Raw genomic sequence first — 17,500 nt, 5'->3', positions numbered from 1 at the left:
CGGTCGCACTCGACCCCTGTGGGAGCTGGCTTGCCAGCGATGACGGCCTAACAGCCAACCAACCTGCAACTGACCGCCCCCAACCCAATTGTGGGAGCGAGCCTGCTCGCGAAAGCGGTCTACCAGTAACAACAACATTGACTGACCCACCGCGTTCGCGAGCAGGCTCGCTCCCACATTTGATTGGTGACCGCCAAATTATTGCAACAACCCAATCACCTGCCGATACCGCTCAACCCCCTGCGCCGTCTGCCGACTCAAACGAATCTCCAACCCCAACGGATCCTCCCGCCGATTCCCGCTCAGCTGCCGCCATCCCTTATCCACCTCCCAAACCCGCACCTGCACATCACTCACCTCACTCAACACTGCAACCCCATTCCCAGGCGCCGGCAACGGATAGCGACTGCGCGCCTCAGCCACCGCCCGATACAACGTATCCCCCTTGACCCACCACCGAACCCGCTGCAACGCCCCCGGCTGGTCCGCCGCGCTGCGAATAATGTCCAGCCGAAACCCCTTACTATCACTGCTGCGCACCGTCACCGCCGGCGGCGCGGTCGGCGCCTCATCCTCAGCCCCGACCTTGCGCGGCTCGCTCAACTCCACCCCCGCGCGCATGTCCACATCGCGCTGCAACTGATTCAACACCCGCAACAACCCATCGCTCTGCTCACTGCTCGCCTGCAAATGACTGTCCGCCCGCGTCACACTGTCCAGCCCGCGCCAGGCAATCAGGCTCACCACCGCCATCAGCAAAATCGCGACCATCACCTCGATCAGAGTGAACCCTTGCTGAGTCTTCATTGAATACTGATCCGCCCACTGCCATCGCGCAGCACACTCAGCCGATTGGCCCCATCAGACAAAATCAGCCGCAACGGCGGATTGATCCACTCGGCATTCAGCACCACCGTCTGTCGAGGTTCCACCCGTACCTCGACCTTTGGGCTCTGCCACGCACGCGGGCGCAACTGCGCATCCTCCTTGAACGACTCAAATCCCACGCCATCATTCCCACGCCGCCCAAAGCGAAACCCCTTGGCATCCGCCACCCACACAATCGGCCGCCCATCCGCGCGAGCCTCCGCCTGCGCCACCTGCAGCAACTGCGCAACCCGCTCGGCATCCTTGCGCAACAACTGCAAGGGATCGGGCCTGATACTCAAACTGATCGCCGCACTGGCAATCCCGATGATCACCAGCACCACCATCAACTCGATCAACGTAAAACCCTGCTGCCTGCTCATCACCCCCGCGCTCCTTGGCGTCCCACCCCATCGTGCCCGGCGAACATGTAAGGCATGTGAAATAAAACGGAGAGAATTGCCGCGTAGGCTGGCAAGAGGGACAACAAGGAGCGACAACCCATGAAATTCACCGCACGGATTACCCCGGCGCAAACCGTCCAGGCCCTGGCACTGCTCGCCGCCCTGGTGGGCGTCGCGACATGGTCGTCGCTGCTGCTGACCACGGCGGAATCCCACACACCCGCAGCCACCCCGCAAGTGCTGGCGGCGAGAAGTGATAGCCCGGCGTTGCAGTGGTTCTCCAATGAGACCGCGCCGGTGGATATCAAGGTGAGCGGGGTGATCGCGGGCGGGAGCGGGACGGTGGCGATATTGAGTTTGAATGATGGCGCGCCGAAGAGTTTTTTGGTGGGAGAGAAGGTTGGGGTTGGGGTGCGGTTGGTGGGGGGTTGAGGGGGATGGGGTGGTGATTGAGCGGGGTGGGGAGAGGGTGAGGTTGGGGGTTGAGAGGTTGGGGGAGGGGGTGGAGATGGCTAGGTTAGTGAGGCCCGAATTGTAGAGTGGGGAAAAAAGGGAGAATACCGTGGTCTTGGCGTTTGCTTTTACCCAAAAACCTACAATTGTGTTTGTCCGCTACCGGCCAGAAGGGGTCATTAAACCCGATGTACTAGTATCAGCCCCGAAACGCTTTGCCGCAGGTGTCAGTTTAAATTATTCCCGACAGCTGATGATGAACATGTATCGCAAACTACTTATAAAATGATCAAGGTTTTCGATCAAGCATGTGAGGCGATATCAGCTATGCTTCATTCAAGCGTTATATGATTTTTTAACGACTTGATCGGAGCCCTTCAGATGAATGATTACGATAAATATATCGAGGATGTCACCGACGATGTAAAAACTTGTATTGATGCAATGAACTGCCAGCCTATACTGTTCGTGGGCTCTGGACTTACCAGACGATATCTAAATGGCCCTAGCTGGGAGGAGCTTCTACTCTCCCTTAGCGAGTCATGCCCAGAAATAGATAAAAAATTTGCATACTATCTGCAGCGTTACCCTAGCTTGGTTGATATAGGTACAGTGTTTTCTGAAAAGTATAACGACTGGGCGTGGGGTGAGGGGGAGAAGCAATTCCCAGCACAGCTTTTTGGCGCTGAAAACAACTCTGATATTTACTTTAAATACGCAATTTGTGAAATTTTTAAAAACTTGCTAGAGCGAGCCGATAATTGGGAGGGTCGCGAGATCGAACTGTTGAGAAGAGTGCACCCTCACTCAATTATAACGACCAATTACGACTGTTTTCTGGAGGTGGTCTTCCCAAACTACACGCCAATAGTTGGGCAAAAAATTCTTTATGCGAACCACTCAAGTATTGGCGAAATCTTTAAAATTCACGGCTGCTCATCTGATCCTAGTAGCATAGTTATTAATAGAGACGACTATGATAACTTTCTTAGGAAGAAAAAATATTTAAGCGCTAAGATGCTAGCTTTCTTTGCAGAGCATCCAATGATATTTATTGGATATAGCGCGGAAGATCCAAATATTAAGGCTATACTCTCTGATATTGATGAAATTCTTTCAGAGAACGGTGAGTTGATTCCAAACATTTATCTCCTTGAATGGTCGGCAAAGGAAATATCCGACTACCCTAGGCGCGAACGATTGATTTCTGTCGCCGAAAACAAGAGCATTAGAATAAAAAGTATTGTTGCGCATGATTACTCCCTGGTTTATGAAGCCTTCGGTGCTAACCAAGCTTTGGAAAATGTCAACCCAAAGTTGCTTCGTGCCCTTCTTGCTAGAACATATGAACTTGTTCGGTCCGACATACCCAAAAACCCTATCCAAGTTGACTATGCGGTATTGTCTAGCGTTTCATCCTCTGGTGGCGAGCTTGCTAAGCTCTATGGTATAGCTGACGTTTCTGGCGGATTAGACTTTAACGCCAACTTTCCATACACTCCCTCCACCTTAGGCATAAGCCTTGGATTCAAAGGCTGGCATGATGCCAATAAGCTAATTTTGATACTGAAAAGCACTACCGGAATAGATATAAAATCTTTCGACAATAAATATCATTGCGCCGTTATGAATGGAGCGCAAATTCAGTCGCATCGATATTCCAATTTATTAAGAAAATTACTGGAAAAAATCAGGGATGGTGATGAGTATGAGTTGGATCTACCAAAATAGACGCTTATAACAGCCTAATAAAAATAAATGGCAGATTATTTAATGCATTAGATTGTAGAAGGTCTGGAGGTAGTTAGCTGTATACGTTCAGAGGGGTGTAGGCATGTGCGCGGAATGATGGCAAAATAAAGGCGCGACGCTTTCGTCGGGACTAGAAAGGGATTTTTTTATGCCAACGCGTCAAGACCTGATTCAACAACTTCTTGAAATCATTAAAGATTATAGAAGTGACTCCTTGGTGGCTCGACCCGATGTGCTTCATGTGGAGCGCTGGATAGCTCAGTTTCCCGAAGCGGAACGAGATGATGTGCTTCGTGAAATGGTGTTTACACTTAACAAGACTTATTTTCCCAAGGAAAAAGTAAAGGAAATATTTTCGAATTTGCTTTTTGGGAGAAACCCAATCACTGATGCTGAATTAGAGTTCTGGAAAAAATCTTCTTTTTTAGATATCCAAAAAGGAGGCAATAGTCAGCATGAGTTCTCTGAGTTAGTTTCCAATCTTGTTAGAGAGCGTTCTGGTTTTACGGTGCCTACAAATGCCCCCGCAGTGCAAAATTATCTATATATAGATGATGTGGTTTTTTCAGGAAATCGATTGTTGAGTGACCTGAGATCTTGGGTCACTGATGTAGCCCCAAATGAGGCAAATCTTTATATAGTAGTCATTGGGTTGCATCTTGGCGGCGAGTGGTATGTTGGTCAGAGATTAGAAGGTATAATTTCGGAGAGCGGGAAGAAAATCTCCGTAGCGTGGCATTGCTCGTTGAAAATTGAAGACAGACTGCGTTATATAAATGAATCTGACGTTTTAAGGCCCGTTAGTGCACCGCAAGGTCCCCTAATTGCTAATTATATTTCAAGTATGGTTTATAAGCCTACCTACCGAGTGACAGAAGGGGCGGGGAAGCTAGAGTTTTTCTCTTCCGAATTAGGGCGCCATACTTTGGAGCAGTCTTTTCTTACTGCTGGCGTTTATATATTGGATATTTGCAAAAATCTTGGAGAGAAGAATAGACCGCTTGGATATAGCTCTTTAGAGACGCTCGGATTTGGGTCTATGATTGTTACATATAGGAATTGCCCAAATAACGCGCCTTTGGCTCTCTGGGTAAATCATCCGTGGTATCCTTTGCTCCCTAGATCCACGAACGCTGAAGCTGCGTTGCAGCGCGCTTGGGCTGAGGCTTTATAGAGGTGAATATGAAAAAAGTCGCCATTCGTGAGTATGATCGGCGAAATTGCATTGTCTTCTTAAAGACGCAAGATGCATTCGGCGGACTGTCAAACATGGCTGCTGGCTACAACATTGTAATAAATGATGTGAAGATATTTACATCGGAAGCATTGTATCAATCGTGTCGCTTTCCTCATCGGCCAGATGTCCAGCGCTTAATATTAGCGCAGACAAGTCCGATGACGGCCAAAATGCGCTCAAAACCATTCAGAGAGGATTCTAGGCCAGATTGGTTACGGGTGAGAGTTCGGATAATGAACTGGTGTATCAAGGCCAAACTTATTCAAAACTGGGAAAAATTCTCTACTCTGTTGGAGAGTACAGGTGATTTACCAATAGTTGAACAATCAAGAAAGGACCAATTTTGGGGTGCCACTCCTCTAGATGATCACAGGTTAGTGGGCGCCAATGTTTTGGGGCGATTGCTCATGGAGTTGCGCGAAAATATACGATTGGGCGAACTTAACGCTATCGAACTTTGTGCGTTAGATATTCCAGATTTTTATCTTCTTGGAGTGCCTATTGAAAAGGTTTCATATAGGGAGATTGAGCCGTTATCTCATATGGGGGAGCTGTTTTAATTGGTTTTGTTGTTGGTTGGTGTAAAAAAAGAACAAGAGGGAGCGTAGTATGCAACTTTCTTATGCTCTCATAAGAGCGCGACTTTCAGCCTGGAAACGGGTGGCCAGGAAAGCAAGGAGTTTTATGCTTCACGCCTTTCCGGGGGATTATGTACCAACTGGTGTTCATTAAACGTTAGAACTATCAATCAACTGAGGTAATAGAGAATGATCGTAGGAAGAGCTGATTTAGGAAATGGTGGTAGTTTTGGTGTTGTGTTGACACCACTTCAGGGAACCAGTTTCGAAGGTGATTGGAGTTTTAACACAGATCTTGTTTTGGTCTCACTGCTGCACCCGGTTGGGAAGGCGTGCACTTACAGGAAAGGGATGGGGCATCATTGTCTAGTTGATAAAATGAACCTTTCAGAATCAGACGCAATTGGTCTTTCTAAGTGGATTGATGCCCAACTACAGTAGCTAAATATTTTAAGCCATCGCGGCCACGGCGATGGCTTTCTAGTTTCGGTGCGCTGAATCACTCCTCATTTCTAGACACGTCCATTGGCTCCTTTCGGCCGAAAACTGCCGTTTCCAAGGGTAAAACTTCGCTCTACTGGCCGATACGAGGCGCATCTGTGCCGCCGAACGTGGCGTTATTGCGCTTGATAAATACAAATGTTTAAAAAGACATCTCCAGTCACTCTCCTAGGCTACATATCCTTGCGCCTTTGCCTACAGCTACGCCAGAATCCGCCGGCTTGTGCGCCTAGGGGGCGGGTTCTATTGTGGTGCGGTCGCTGACGAATCAGCGATCGGGTTTCGCAGCCCGGATCAATCAAGGCGCACAGCGCTCCAGTTCGTTGTCATTTTTGGCAATGATGCTTTATGGCGGCTGTGCGCGGGACACCTTCGGGTATGCCGGGTTCCTTGATTCCCGGTCTGCGAACCTGCGTACAGCTGCCACCTCTCTTCGTTTCGCAGCGAAACGTGGCGGCTCCAATAATCAAGGAGCTTCACCATGATCAAACCAACACCCAACCCACCCGAAACCGATCCCACGTCTCCCTACGAATCCCTCGATTCCAACAAACTCCACGAAGCCGCTGACCGCGCGCTCGATCATTACCTGTCGCCAAACAATCTCCTGCCTCCGCCACGTAAGGCGCGTGGGATGTATGCGGTGACGGCGGATACCAAGAATGAAGAACTGTTGGCGGATGCGAGTGAAACGCTAGCTTCGGCGAAGACGATTGCCCAGGACATTTCCAGTTTGCTGCCAGCGCCGCAGCGGCGGGCGTTGTTGGGGGTTGCTCAACTGATCATGTTGGGGGAGCTGGCGGTGAATCGGGTGATGGATAATTTGGAGGTGGCGGGGTGATGTCGTTGGCCTTGATCCGGCGCTGGGCCTTGGGATTTTAGGTGCGGCAGAAAAGCCCCTCACCCCAGCCCTCTCCCGGAGGGAGAGGGAGCCGACCGAGGTGTCTTGCGTTGTGCATCGACCTGGACGAGCGTGTTGATTATGGATTTTTTGATGCTTATGCACTGCGGCAGAAGAGCCCCTCACCCCAGCCCTCTCCCGGAGGGAGAGGGGGCCGACCGAGGTGTTTTGCGTTATACATCGACCTGGAAGACCTTAGCGGCTATGGCTTTGCTGGGCTTCAGCGGTGCTGGATTCAGAGCGATACGTTCAGGTCGGCGTGTGTCACGAATTTCCCCGAATCGGTTCCCTCTCCCTCGGGAGAGGGCTAGGGTGAGGGGCTTCCTGGCCGTGACAACAGGGTCTCCAGTCTGGCCAATGGCGGCGCATCCTGGTTGCGGTCGAATACTTGAATTCCAACCTTGAGCAGTCGCCCATTCTCTGCACTGGCGATCACCTGTTCGCAGCGCAACATAAGCCGCCCTTGATCACATTCAACAGCCTTTACCCCATTCGGCAATCGACCTTCCAGCCTTAGCTCAGCCATCCGGCTCTGCGCGGCAATCATCGCCACCGACCGATCCCTTAAAACCCCACTGCTCTGCGTCATCAACCCCGCCACACGTACGGCGGCTGACATGGCCACGGCAATAATCGCCAGTGCCACCAGCACTTCAATCAGGGTGAATCCTTCCTCTCGCGAACGCGCGCGCATACATGGCCCAAAACCAAAACCCAGCCCTCGACGCTAACCCCCGTCCTTGACGGCTTGACGACGGAAACACCCGAGCATTTTCAACATCCCTGACATATCTTCTTGCAACACTGCGCGTCGAATTCGGATCAAGCCAGGGAATGTCGAGATGGATATCGCACCTTTGAAAACGCTCAGTCAGTCGCCGCGCATGCCGCGTAGCCAGCAGGGTTTTACCTTGATCGAGATCATGGTGGTGGTGGTGATTCTGGGGATTCTGGCGGCGATGGTGGTTCCCAAGGTGCTCGACCGGCCGGATCAGGCGCGGGCGACGGCGGCGAAGCAGGATATTGGTGGGTTGATGCAGGCGTTGAAGTTGTATCGCCTCGATCACGGCACGTACCCGAGCATGAATCAGGGGCTGAAGGTGTTGGTCGAGCGGCCGGCGGATGCGAAGAACAGCAACTGGCGTTCGTACCTGGAGCGTTTGCCGAATGACCCATGGGGCCGGCCTTATCAGTACCTCAACCCGGGCGCAAATGGTGAAGTCGATATCTTTTCCCTCGGCGCCGATGGCCAGCCTGACGGCGATGGCGTGAATGCCGATATCGGTTCCTGGCAGTTGTAAGGCCGGCCGTGAACACAGGTTCGCTCAACGGGGCGAAGCAACGGGGCATGGCGATTATCAGCGCGTTGTTGATTGCCGCCGTGGTGGCGGTGATTGCGGCGGGGATGTTGACGCGTCAGAGCGTGGCGACCCGGGCGCTGGAGGCCGATCAGCAGCGGGTGCAGGGACGGTGGGTGGCGCAGGGTGGTCTGGAGATCAGCCGGCAGTTGCTCTGGGATGCGCGCCTGCGTGATCCGTTGACCCGGCTTGATCAGCCTTGGGCGCAGCCGTTGCTGGCGGCGGGTTTTGCCGGGCGGCTGGAGGATGAGCAGGGCAAGTTCAACCTGCGCAATCTGGTCGCTAACGAGCGCATCGATGAGGCGCAGGTGCAGGCGTTCGCGCGTTTGTGCGAGCTGATCGGCGTGAGTGGCGTTGTCAGCCAGCGCATCCGCCAGCGAGTGATTGCCGGGTATCCGCATCTGCTGAATGCGCAGATTGGTGCGACGGGCAAAGCCGGTTTTGACAGCGGCCGAGCGACTTCGCCCGATGCCGATCACAAACCGCCACCGCCGAAGGTGCCGATGCTGCGCACACTCGATGACTTGCGTAGCGTCGAAGGCGTGACCGATGCGCTGATCGGCCAACTGGCGCCGTACGTGACGGTGATTCCGGCGACGACGTGGATCAACGGCAACACCGCCACGGCGCAGGTGCTGGCGGCGTATGTGCCGGGGCTTTCGCTGGAGCGGGCGACGGCGTTGATTGCCGAGCGTGACGCCGGACGCTGGTTTATCAATCGCGGCGATTTCGTGAACCGTTTGCGCATGCCGCAGCTGGAAATGAGCAGCGTCAAAGTTGGCATCACCAGTGACTGGTTTCGTTTGCGCGGTGAAGCGCGGCGTGATCAGCGCCGGGTCAGCCTCGACGCTTTGCTGCACCGCAGCGAGGATCGGCTGCCGCAGGTGATCTGGTCGCGGGTGGGCGCATGAGCCAGTTGCGCGTCGGGTTGCCGCCATTGGCGGAGCTGGAGTTGCACAGCGAAGTGAGTTGCGCCTGGCTGGATCGTCAGGGGCAGGTCAGTCGTGTGGAACGGCTTACGCTGAGTCAGTTGGGGCAACGGCCGAAGCAACCACCGCTGCTGTGCTTTCTGCATCCGGCCGACAGTCTGCTCGCCAGCATTGATCTGCCGCCGCTGCCCGCGAACAAAACGGCGGCCGCTGTGCAGTGTGCGGCACAGGCGTTGATGCTCGGCGACAGCAGCCAGATGCATATCGGCCACAGCCCTCGCGATGCGAGTGGGCAGGTGCAAATCGCCTGGGTCTCGCGGCAGCATTTGCAGCGTCTGGCTGCGGTGCTCAAGCAGGCGGGTTTGAGTTTGCGCGGTTTGTATCCGGCGCCGTATAGCCTGCCAGTGGCGCCCGGTGTTGTCGCTTGTGTGGCGGACGGGCATTTGCTCCGGCGCGAGAGTTTGAACAGTGCGCAGGTTGAGCCGTTGCTCGGTGACGAAGTTGATGAGGCATCGTTCGCAGCTGACGCGACACAACGCTGGATCGGACCATTGCCCGGTTGGGGTTTGCACGGTGGTCTGCAGCAAACCGGCGGCGAGCAGCGCGGTTGGGGTCGCGCTGTCGGGTGTGTGGCTTTGGCCGTGGCCGTTTGGGTGGTCGGCCTGAATCTGTACGCAACTCGCGAAGCGCGGCAGGGCCAGCAGCTCAAGGCGCAGATGAGCCAGCGGGTGAAGCAGGCCTTCCCCGAATTGCCGGTGATTCTCAACCCGCTGCAACAGGCGCGTCAGCAAATCGAGCAGCGGCAAAAAGGCGCGGTCGATGACCCGGCGCAGAACTTCAATCGGCTGGTGTTGCAGGCAGGCACCGGCATGCCGTTCATGGCCGGCAGTGTCGAGCGCCTGAGTTACCGCGACGGCGCTTTGCAACTGGCGCTGCTCAGCGATGCAAACCGTGGCGGCAACGACAAGGGCTGGCAAAGCACGTTGGCCCAGGCCGGCATCAGCGTCACTGCCGATGACGCAGGCTGGACCTTGCGCCCGAGCGATGAATCCAGCGCCAACACCAACGAAGATGACGACAGCGGAGCAGACGATGAGTAGGGCGACGCTGGCGATTTACCGTGCGCGCTGGCAGCGCTTCAGCAGCCAGTTGCAGGCGCGTTGGCAGCCGTTGGCGCTGCGTGAAAAACGCATGGTCGGCGGCATGGCGCTGGTACTTGTCGGTCTGCTGATCTGGCTGACGCTGGTCGAGCCGCCGCTGGCCGGGATCACTTTCTGGCAGAGCGAGACGCCCAAGTTGCGCGCGCAAACCGAGGCGCTGGAAGTGCTGTTGCGCAGCGTCAATGTGCGGCCGCAGGGGCAGAGCGTTGACCAGTCGCTGGAGCAAAGTCTGCAAGCGGCGGGGCTCACCGGGCATTACCAATTACAAGCGGCGGAGGGCGGTGCGTGGCAGTTGAATGTCGACGCCGCGCCGGCCGATGCGCTGCTCGACTGGCTGCTCAGCCAGCCATCACAACTTTCTCTGCAGGTGGTCGAGGCGCAGTTGCAGCGCGCAAGCGCGGCCTCGACCGATGTCACCGCCGGCACATTGTCAGGCACCGTTCGCATGGATCAGGCGCAGGGCGCTAAGGAAGCTTCATGAAGGAGTCACGCTGCAAACCGGCACGTCTGGCGCTGCCGTTGTTGCTGATGGCATTGAGCGCGTGCAACAGCACCACGGCCCCGCAGAATCAGCCGCCGCTGTTGGTCGACAGCGAACTCGGGCGGCCGCTGGCCAACACCCAGCGCAGCGGCGATGCGGTGGCCGATCGCGAACGGGCGCAGGCTCAGGCGCGGCCGGTGCCCAAGCAGTTGCACAACATCAGTCAGCGCGGGCGCAGTGCTGGTGTTGCGCCGAGCAATGCGGTTGCGCGTAATCCCTTGGGCGAGCAACCGGTGACGCTGAATTTTGTCGAGGCAGATATTCAGGCGGTGGTACGGGCGCTGTCGCGGGCCACCGGGCAGCAGTTTCTCGTCGATCCACGGGTCAAGGGCAACCTGACGTTGGTCTCGGAAGGTCAGGTGCCGGCCCGTCAGGCCTATGACATGTTGCTCGCGGCGTTGCGCATGCAAGGCTTCAGCGTGGTCGATGTCGGCGGCGTGGCGCAGGTGGTTCCCGAGGCCGACGCGAAACTGCTCGGCGGGCCGATCTACAGCGCCGACAAACCGGCCGGCAACGGCATGCTCACGCGCACGTTTCGCCTGCAATACGAAAACGCGGTGAACCTGATCCCGGTGCTGCGCCCGATTGTTTCGCCGAACAATCCGATCAATGCCTATCCGGGCAACAACACCGTGGTCATCACCGATTACGCCGAGAACCTCACCCGCGTCGCGCAGTTGATCGAAAGCATCGACACGCCGAGCGCGATCGACACCGATGTAGTGCAAATCCAGAACGGCATCGCCGCCGACATCGCGCCGATGGTGGCCGACTTGCTCGACGCGCCGGGCAACGATCCGACGCAGAAAATCGCGGTGATTGGCGACCCACGTTCCAACACCATCATCATCCGCGCCGGCAGCCCCGAGCGTACCGAGCTGGCGCGTAACCTGATCTACAAACTCGACAACGCGCAGAGCAATCCGAGCAATCTGCACGTGGTTTATCTGCGCAACGCCCAAGCGGCGAAACTGGCGCAGGCGCTGCGCGGTTTGCTCACCGGCGAGAGTGACAGCGGCAGCAGCGACGCGGCGCGGTCGGTGCTCAGCGCGATGGTCAGCAGCACCGGCGGCAATGCCGGGCAGAACGGCCAGAGCAGCACGCCGAGCACTGGCACTTCAACGACGACTGGCAGCGGCGCAACCGGCGGTAGCTATGCGCAGGGCAGTGGCGGCAGCAGCAGTGGCGGTACGCAGAGCAGCGAACAGAACGTGGCTTTCAGCGCTGGTGGCGTGACGATCCAGGCCGACGCCACCACCAACACGCTGCTGATTTCCGCGCCGGAACCGCTGTATCGCAACTTGCGTGAGGTTATCGATCTGCTCGACCAGCGCCGTGCGCAAGTGGTGATCGAAAGCCTGATCGTCGAGGTAGGCGAGGACGATGCCAGTGAATTCGGCGTGCAGTGGCAGACCGGTGATCTCGGCGGCAAGGGCGTGATCGGTGGCGCCAATCTGGGTGGCGCGGGCCTCAACACGGGGGCCAAGAACAGCATCGACGTGCTGCCGCAGGGTTTGAACCTCGGCTACGTCAACGGCACGGTCGACATTCCCGGCATCGGCAAGATTCTCGACCTGAAAGTGCTGGCCCGAGCGTTGAAGAGCAAGGGCGGCACCAACGTGCTGTCGACACCGAACCTGCTGACCCTGGACAACGAAGCGGCGAGCATTTTTGTCGGCCAGACCATCCCGTTTGTCAGCGGCAGCTACGTCACCGGCGGCGGGGGCACCAGCAACAACCCGTTCCAGACCGTGACCCGCGAAGAGGTCGGCCTCAAGCTCAACGTGCGCCCGCAGATTTCCGAGGGCGGCACGGTGAAGCTGGATATCTATCAGGAAGTCAGCAGCATCGATGAGCGCGCGTCCAACAGCGTGACCGCGGCGGGCATCGTCACCAACAAACGGGCGATCGACACCAGCATTCTGCTCGACGATGGGCAGATCATGGTCCTCGGTGGTTTGCTTCAGGACGGCTACAGCCAGAGCAATGATGCGGTGCCGTGGCTGGGCAGCCTGCCGGGCATCGGCGCGCTGTTTCGCAACGAACGCCGGGCGATCACCAAGACCAACCTGATGGTGTTCCTGCGCCCGTACATCATCCGCGACAGCGAAGCAGGGCGCAGCATCACCCTCAACCGCTACGACTTCATGCGCCGCGCCCGGGGCGGCTTGCAACCGGAACGCAGCTGGGCGATGCCCGACATGCAGGCGCCGCAATTGCCAAGCACCGCGCAAGGCGTGCCAGCGCCGGGGCCGACATCAGGCCCACGGGCCACGATCAAAGCCGTACCGATTGAAGGGGAGCACCCGGTTTTGACTGAGATGATGACTGTGGTGAGGGGATTTATCCCCGCTCGGCTGCGCAGCAGTCGTAAAACCGGTATACGGGATTTGCCTGTAGAAACCGGTTCTCAAGGTTTGGGTCTGCTGCGCAGCCCAACGGGGATAAATCCCCTCGCCACAGAGGTTCCCATTGCCACAGGGGATCGCATTGCCACAGGGGATCGCATTGCCAAAGGGGATCGCATTGCCACAGGGGATCGCATTGCCAAAGGGGATCGCATTGTCACTGAGGATTCCATTGCCACGGTACCGATCGAAGGGAGCACCCGGTTTTGACTGGGATGATGACGGTGGCGAGGGATTTATCCCCGCTCGGCTGCGCAGCAGTCGTAAACCGGGCACATGCGATTTGCCTGGAGAAACCGGTTCTCAGGTTTTGGGTCTGCTTCGCAGCCCAACGGGGATAAATCCCCTCGCCACAGGGGATCGCATTGCCCCAGAGGATCCCATTGCCACAAGGGATCCCATTGCCACGGTTTCGATTGAAGGGAGCACCCGGTTTTGACTGAGATGATGACGGTGGCGAGGGGATTTATCCCCGCTCGGCTGCGCGGCAGTCGTAACACCGGTACACGCGATTTGCCTGTAGAAACTGGTTTTCAAGGTTTGGGTCTGCTTCGCAGCCCAACGGGGATAAATCCCCTCGCCACAGGGAATCGCATTGCCCCAGAGAATCTAATTGCCACAGAAGATCGCATTGTCACTGAGGATCCCATTGCCACGGTACCGATCGAAGGGAGCACCCGGTTTTGACTGAGATGATGACTGTGGAGAGGGGATTTATCCCCGCTCGGCTGCGCAGCAGTCGTAAACCGGGCACATGCGATTTGCCTGGAGAAACCGGTTCTCAGGTTTTGGGTCTGCTTCGCAGCCCAACGGGGATAAATCCCCTCGCCACAAGGGATCGCATTGCCCCAGAGGATCGCATTGGCACAGAGGATTCCATTGCCACGGTACCGATCGAAGGGAGCACCCGGTTTTGACTGGGATGATGACGGTGGCGAGGGATTTATCCCCGCTCGGCTGCGCAGCAGTCGTAAACCGGGCACACGCGATTTTCCTGGAGAAATCGGTTCTCAGGTTTTGGGTCTGCTTCGCAGCCCAGCGGGGATAAATCCCCTCGCCACAGGGGATCGCATTGCCCCAGAGGATCCCATTGCCACAAGGGCTCCCATTGCCACGGTACCGATTCAAGGGAGCACCCGGTTTTGACTGAGATGATGACTGTGGCGAGGGGATTTATCCCCGCTCGGCTGCGCAGCAGTCGTAAACCGGGCACACGCGATTTGCCTGTAGAAACCGGTTCTCGAGTTTTGGGTCTGCTTCGCAGCCCAACGGGGATAAATCCCCTCGCCACAGAGGTTCCCATTGCCACAAGGGATCCCATTGCCACAAGGGATCTCATTGCCACGGTGGATTCTGGGGAGGATGGGCGATGAGTGTATTGCCGTACGCATGGGCCAAGGCGCAGCGCATTCTTTTGCGCGATGGCGTGTTGACGGTGTGCCCGTCGACGCCCGGCTGGTCGATCAGCGAAGTGCGTCGGCAGTTCGGTGCGACGCGGATCGAGCGGGTGCGCGATGACGAGCTCGACGGGCTGCTCGCCAGCGCTTACGCCGATACCGGCAGTGCGGCGGCGGTGGTGGGTGCTGCGGAAAACGAAGTCGATCTCGATCGGCTGATGCAGGACATGCCGGAAATCACCGACCTGCTCGACACCCAGGACGGCGCGCCGGTGATTCGCATGATCAACGCCTTGCTCACCCAGGCCGCGCGCGATGAGGCCAGCGACATTCATATCGAGCCGTTCGAAACCCATTCGGTGGTGCGCTACCGCGTCGACGGCACCCTGCGCGATGTGGTCTCGCCGCGCAAGGCGTTGCACGGTGCGCTGGTGTCGCGGATCAAGATCATGGCTCAGCTCGACATCGCCGAAAAACGCTTGCCGCAGGACGGTCGCATTGCCTTGCGCGTAGCGGGGCGGCCGATCGATATCCGCGTCTCGACAGTGCCGACCGGCCACGGCGAACGTGTGGTGATGCGCCTGCTCGACAAACAGGCCGGGCGCTTGCAGCTGGAAACCCTCGGCATGGACGCACAGGTGCTGGCCAGACTCGACCACCTGATCCGCCAGCCCCACGGCATCGTGCTGGTCACCGGGCCGACCGGCAGCGGCAAGACCACCAGCCTCTACGCGGCGCTGGCGCGTCTGGATGCGAGCACCAGCAACATCCTCACCGTAGAAGATCCGGTGGAATACGACCTGCCGGGGATCAGCCAGATTCAGGTCAACGCCAAGATCGACATGACCTTTGCCCTCGCGCTGCGGGCGATTCTGCGCCAGGACCCGGACATCATCATGATCGGTGAGATCCGCGATCTCGAGACTGCGCAAATCGCCGTGCAGGCCTCTCTTACCGGGCATCTGGTGCTAGCGACGCTGCACACCAACGACGCAGTGTCGGCGGTCAATCGCCTGGTCGACATGGGTGTAGAGCCGTTCTTGCTCGCGTCATCGATGCTCGGCGTCCTTGCGCAACGCCTGGTGCGGCGCCTGTGCAATCAATGCAAACAGGAAGACCCGGCCACGCCCGGCACCTGGCGCCCGGTCGGTTGCGCTGCGTGCAATCACACCGGTTACAGCGGCCGCACCGGCATCCACGAATTGTTCTGCATCGACGACGACATCCGCACGCTGATTCACCAAGGGGCAGGGGAGCAGGCGCTGCGCGCGGCGGCGTCGAAAGCGGGGATGTTCAGCCTGCGTGAGGACGGTGAGCGCTGGATTCGCAGCGGTGCCACCGCGCCGGAAGAAATCCTCCGTGTGACACGGGACGCCTGATGAATCGCTATCGCTTTGAAGCGGCGGATACCACCGGGAAAATCGAGTCCGGGCACCTTGAGGCGGACAGCCAGAGCGCGGCGTTCAGTGCCTTGCGCGGGCGTGGCCTGACGGCGCTGTCGGTGCACGAGGAAAGCAACGTCGCCCGACACGGCGGCGGCGGTTTGTTCAGCGCCAGACTCTCCGACAACGACCTCGCCTGGGCCACGCGGCAACTGGCGAGCCTGCTCGGTGCCAGTCTGCCATTGGAAGCAGCACTGAGCGCCACGGTCGAGCAGGCCGAGAAAAAGCACATCGCCCAGACCCTTAGTGCCGTGCGCGCTGATGTGCGCAGCGGCATGCGTCTGGCGGAATCGCTGGCGTCGCGGCCACGGGATTTTCCCGAGATTTACCGCGCGCTGATTGCCGCTGGCGAAGAGTCTGGCGATCTCGCCCAGGTGATGGAACGGTTGGCCGATTACATCGAGGAACGCAACAACCTGCGCGGCAAGATTCTTACCGCGTTCATCTATCCGGGCGTGGTCGGGCTGGTGTCGATCGGCATTGTGATTTTCCTGCTCAGCTACGTGGTGCCGCAGGTGGTCAGCGCGTTTTCCCAGGCGCGGCAGGATTTGCCCGGGTTGACCCTGGCGATGCTCACCGCCAGTGATTTCATTCGCGCGTGGGGTTGGTTGTGTGCGGCGCTCATGGCCGGGGCGTTCTGGAGTTGGCGTTTGTATTTGCGCAATCCGGCGGCGCGCTTGAGCTGGCATCACCGGGTGCTGAAGTTGCCGCTGTTCGGGCGTTTCATTCTCGGCCTGAACACCGCGCGATTCGCCTCGACCCTGGCAATTCTCGGCGGCGCCGGGGTGCCGTTGTTGCGTGCGCTGGAAGCAGCGCGGCAGACCTTGTCCAACGACCGCTTGAGCCTGAGCGTCAGCGAGGCCACGGCAAAGGTGCGCGAAGGCGTCAACCTCGCCGCCGCGCTGCGGGTGGAGAATGTGTTTCCGCCGGTGCTGATTCACCTGATCGCCAGCGGCGAGAAAACCGGTTCGCTGCCGCCGATGCTCGAGCGCGCGGCGCAGACGCTTTCCCGGGACATTGAACGACGGGCGATGGGCATGACCGCGCTGCTGGAGCCGCTGATGATTGTGGTGATGGGCGGGGTGGTTCTGGTGATTGTGATGGCGGTGTTGTTGCCGATTATTGAGATCAATCAGTTGGTGCAGTAGCCGCTTTTGATGTTGGCCGGGCTGGCCTCTTCGCGAGCAGGCTCGCTCCCACAGAGGAACGCATTTCAACTGTGGGAGCGAGCCTGCTCGCGAAAGCGCCAGTCCCGACAACACAAAACTCAAATATTTTGCACCGGCCTGACCCTCACCCGAGCCCCAATCCGCCCGTCCTCGGGTTCTCCATTCTGTCATCTGCAACCATCCGCCAACGGCTCCAGCCCGATTCAGCCAAACCCCCGATCCAGACGCGCCGCAACCCACCGCAAACACCCGAGAAATCCGCACCAAAATCCCCGCGCAGCTCCCGAGGTTTTTTCCTTTATCTGTCACCGGAAGCTGCGAATTTCTCCCTGCGGCTCCACTGCGGTGGACCCTCCCGGTGTCATGCAAGCCTTCCGAAACCTGTGTTCCAAACCAAGTTGAA

Annotated in this window: 14 protein-coding genes and 1 pseudogene; 12 read left to right on the top strand and 3 right to left on the bottom strand. The window is 57.7% G+C overall.

What is annotated here, in order from left to right; genetic code table 11:
* Positions 1 to 198: 198 nt before the first annotated feature.
* Together AB4O12_RS09715 and AB4O12_RS09710 are read right to left on the bottom strand one after the other, a co-directional pair.
* On the bottom strand, positions 199 to 807 hold the full coding sequence (locus AB4O12_RS09715) for a prepilin-type N-terminal cleavage/methylation domain-containing protein (RefSeq protein WP_095180174.1): 609 nt from the start codon (positions 805 to 807) through the stop codon (positions 199 to 201).
* Positions 804 to 1,250, bottom strand: coding sequence for a GspH/FimT family pseudopilin (locus AB4O12_RS09710; RefSeq protein ID WP_339101463.1), 447 nt, complete (start codon positions 1,248 to 1,250; stop codon positions 804 to 806). Before AB4O12_RS09710 ends, AB4O12_RS09715 begins: the two co-directional genes overlap by 4 nt.
* 120 nt (positions 1,251 to 1,370) lie before the next feature.
* Here AB4O12_RS09710 and AB4O12_RS09705 point away from each other — a divergent pair.
* The 5 genes and pseudogenes from AB4O12_RS09705 to AB4O12_RS09685 all read left to right on the top strand — a co-directional run bounded on the left by AB4O12_RS09705 (position 1,371) and on the right by AB4O12_RS09685 (position 6,633).
* Positions 1,371 to 1,809 (top strand): annotated as a pseudogene (locus AB4O12_RS09705) (type II secretion system protein N).
* A gap of 296 nt (positions 1,810 to 2,105) precedes the next feature.
* A complete protein-coding gene (locus tag AB4O12_RS09700) occupies positions 2,106 to 3,455 on the top strand; it encodes an SIR2 family NAD-dependent protein deacylase (protein ID WP_460061626.1) in 1,350 nt (449 codons plus the stop codon).
* A 169-nt stretch (positions 3,456 to 3,624) separates the two neighbouring features.
* On the top strand, positions 3,625 to 4,650 hold the full coding sequence (locus AB4O12_RS09695) for a phosphoribosyltransferase-like protein (RefSeq protein ID WP_460061623.1): 1,026 nt from the start codon (positions 3,625 to 3,627) through the stop codon (positions 4,648 to 4,650).
* Positions 4,651 to 4,658: 8 nt separating this feature from the next.
* Positions 4,659 to 5,273, top strand: a complete 615-nt coding sequence (locus AB4O12_RS09690) for an NADAR family protein (protein ID WP_460061621.1) — start codon at positions 4,659 to 4,661, stop codon at positions 5,271 to 5,273.
* Between the two features lie 1,000 nt (positions 5,274 to 6,273).
* Complete coding sequence (locus tag AB4O12_RS09685; RefSeq protein ID WP_016774969.1) at positions 6,274 to 6,633, top strand: DUF6124 family protein; 360 nt, start codon at positions 6,274 to 6,276, stop codon at positions 6,631 to 6,633.
* Positions 6,634 to 7,000: 367 nt separating this feature from the next.
* Here the strand turns inward: AB4O12_RS09685 and gspI are convergent, their stop codons facing one another.
* Positions 7,001 to 7,387 carry a type II secretion system minor pseudopilin GspI gene (gene gspI / locus AB4O12_RS09680; RefSeq protein WP_460061619.1) on the bottom strand — a complete coding sequence of 129 codons (387 nt, stop codon included), beginning with the start codon at positions 7,385 to 7,387 and terminating at the stop codon, positions 7,001 to 7,003.
* Positions 7,388 to 7,535: 148 nt separating this feature from the next.
* Between gspI and gspG the strand changes: the two genes are divergently transcribed.
* From gspG to gspF, 7 genes are all read left to right on the top strand, one after another.
* The gene (gene gspG, locus AB4O12_RS09675; protein WP_042606813.1) at positions 7,536 to 7,994 is read left to right on the top strand and encodes a type II secretion system major pseudopilin GspG; all 459 of its coding nucleotides are present in this window, start codon (positions 7,536 to 7,538) and stop codon (positions 7,992 to 7,994) included.
* Between the two features lie 47 nt (positions 7,995 to 8,041).
* On the top strand, positions 8,042 to 8,962 hold the full coding sequence (gene gspK, locus AB4O12_RS09670) for a type II secretion system minor pseudopilin GspK (protein WP_460061616.1): 921 nt from the start codon (positions 8,042 to 8,044) through the stop codon (positions 8,960 to 8,962).
* On the top strand, positions 8,959 to 10,080 hold the full coding sequence (gene gspL / locus AB4O12_RS09665) for a type II secretion system protein GspL (RefSeq protein WP_460061613.1): 1,122 nt from the start codon (positions 8,959 to 8,961) through the stop codon (positions 10,078 to 10,080). The genes gspK and gspL overlap by 4 nt, the downstream gene beginning before the upstream one ends.
* Entirely contained in the window at positions 10,073 to 10,621 is a 549-nt protein-coding gene (gene gspM, locus AB4O12_RS09660) for a type II secretion system protein GspM (RefSeq protein ID WP_460061611.1), read from the top strand. Before gspL ends, gspM begins: the two co-directional genes overlap by 8 nt.
* Positions 10,618 to 13,299: a type II secretion system secretin GspD gene (gene gspD / locus AB4O12_RS09655; RefSeq protein WP_460061609.1), complete on the top strand. Its 2,682-nt coding sequence runs from the start codon at positions 10,618 to 10,620 to the stop codon at positions 13,297 to 13,299. Before gspM ends, gspD begins: the two co-directional genes overlap by 4 nt.
* 1,159 nt (positions 13,300 to 14,458) lie before the next feature.
* A complete protein-coding gene (gspE, locus tag AB4O12_RS09650; protein ID WP_460061606.1) occupies positions 14,459 to 15,865 on the top strand; it encodes a type II secretion system ATPase GspE in 1,407 nt (468 codons plus the stop codon).
* The gene (gene gspF, locus AB4O12_RS09645; protein ID WP_252878314.1) at positions 15,865 to 17,076 is read left to right on the top strand and encodes a type II secretion system inner membrane protein GspF; all 1,212 of its coding nucleotides are present in this window, start codon (positions 15,865 to 15,867) and stop codon (positions 17,074 to 17,076) included. The genes gspE and gspF overlap by 1 nt, the downstream gene beginning before the upstream one ends.
* Positions 17,077 to 17,500: the final 424 nt, after the last annotated feature.

This window comes from Pseudomonas sp. S2_A05 (assembly GCF_054668485.1).
Note: the sequence above shows the minus strand (reverse complement) of the source record. Positions and strands in the feature narration are given on the sequence as shown.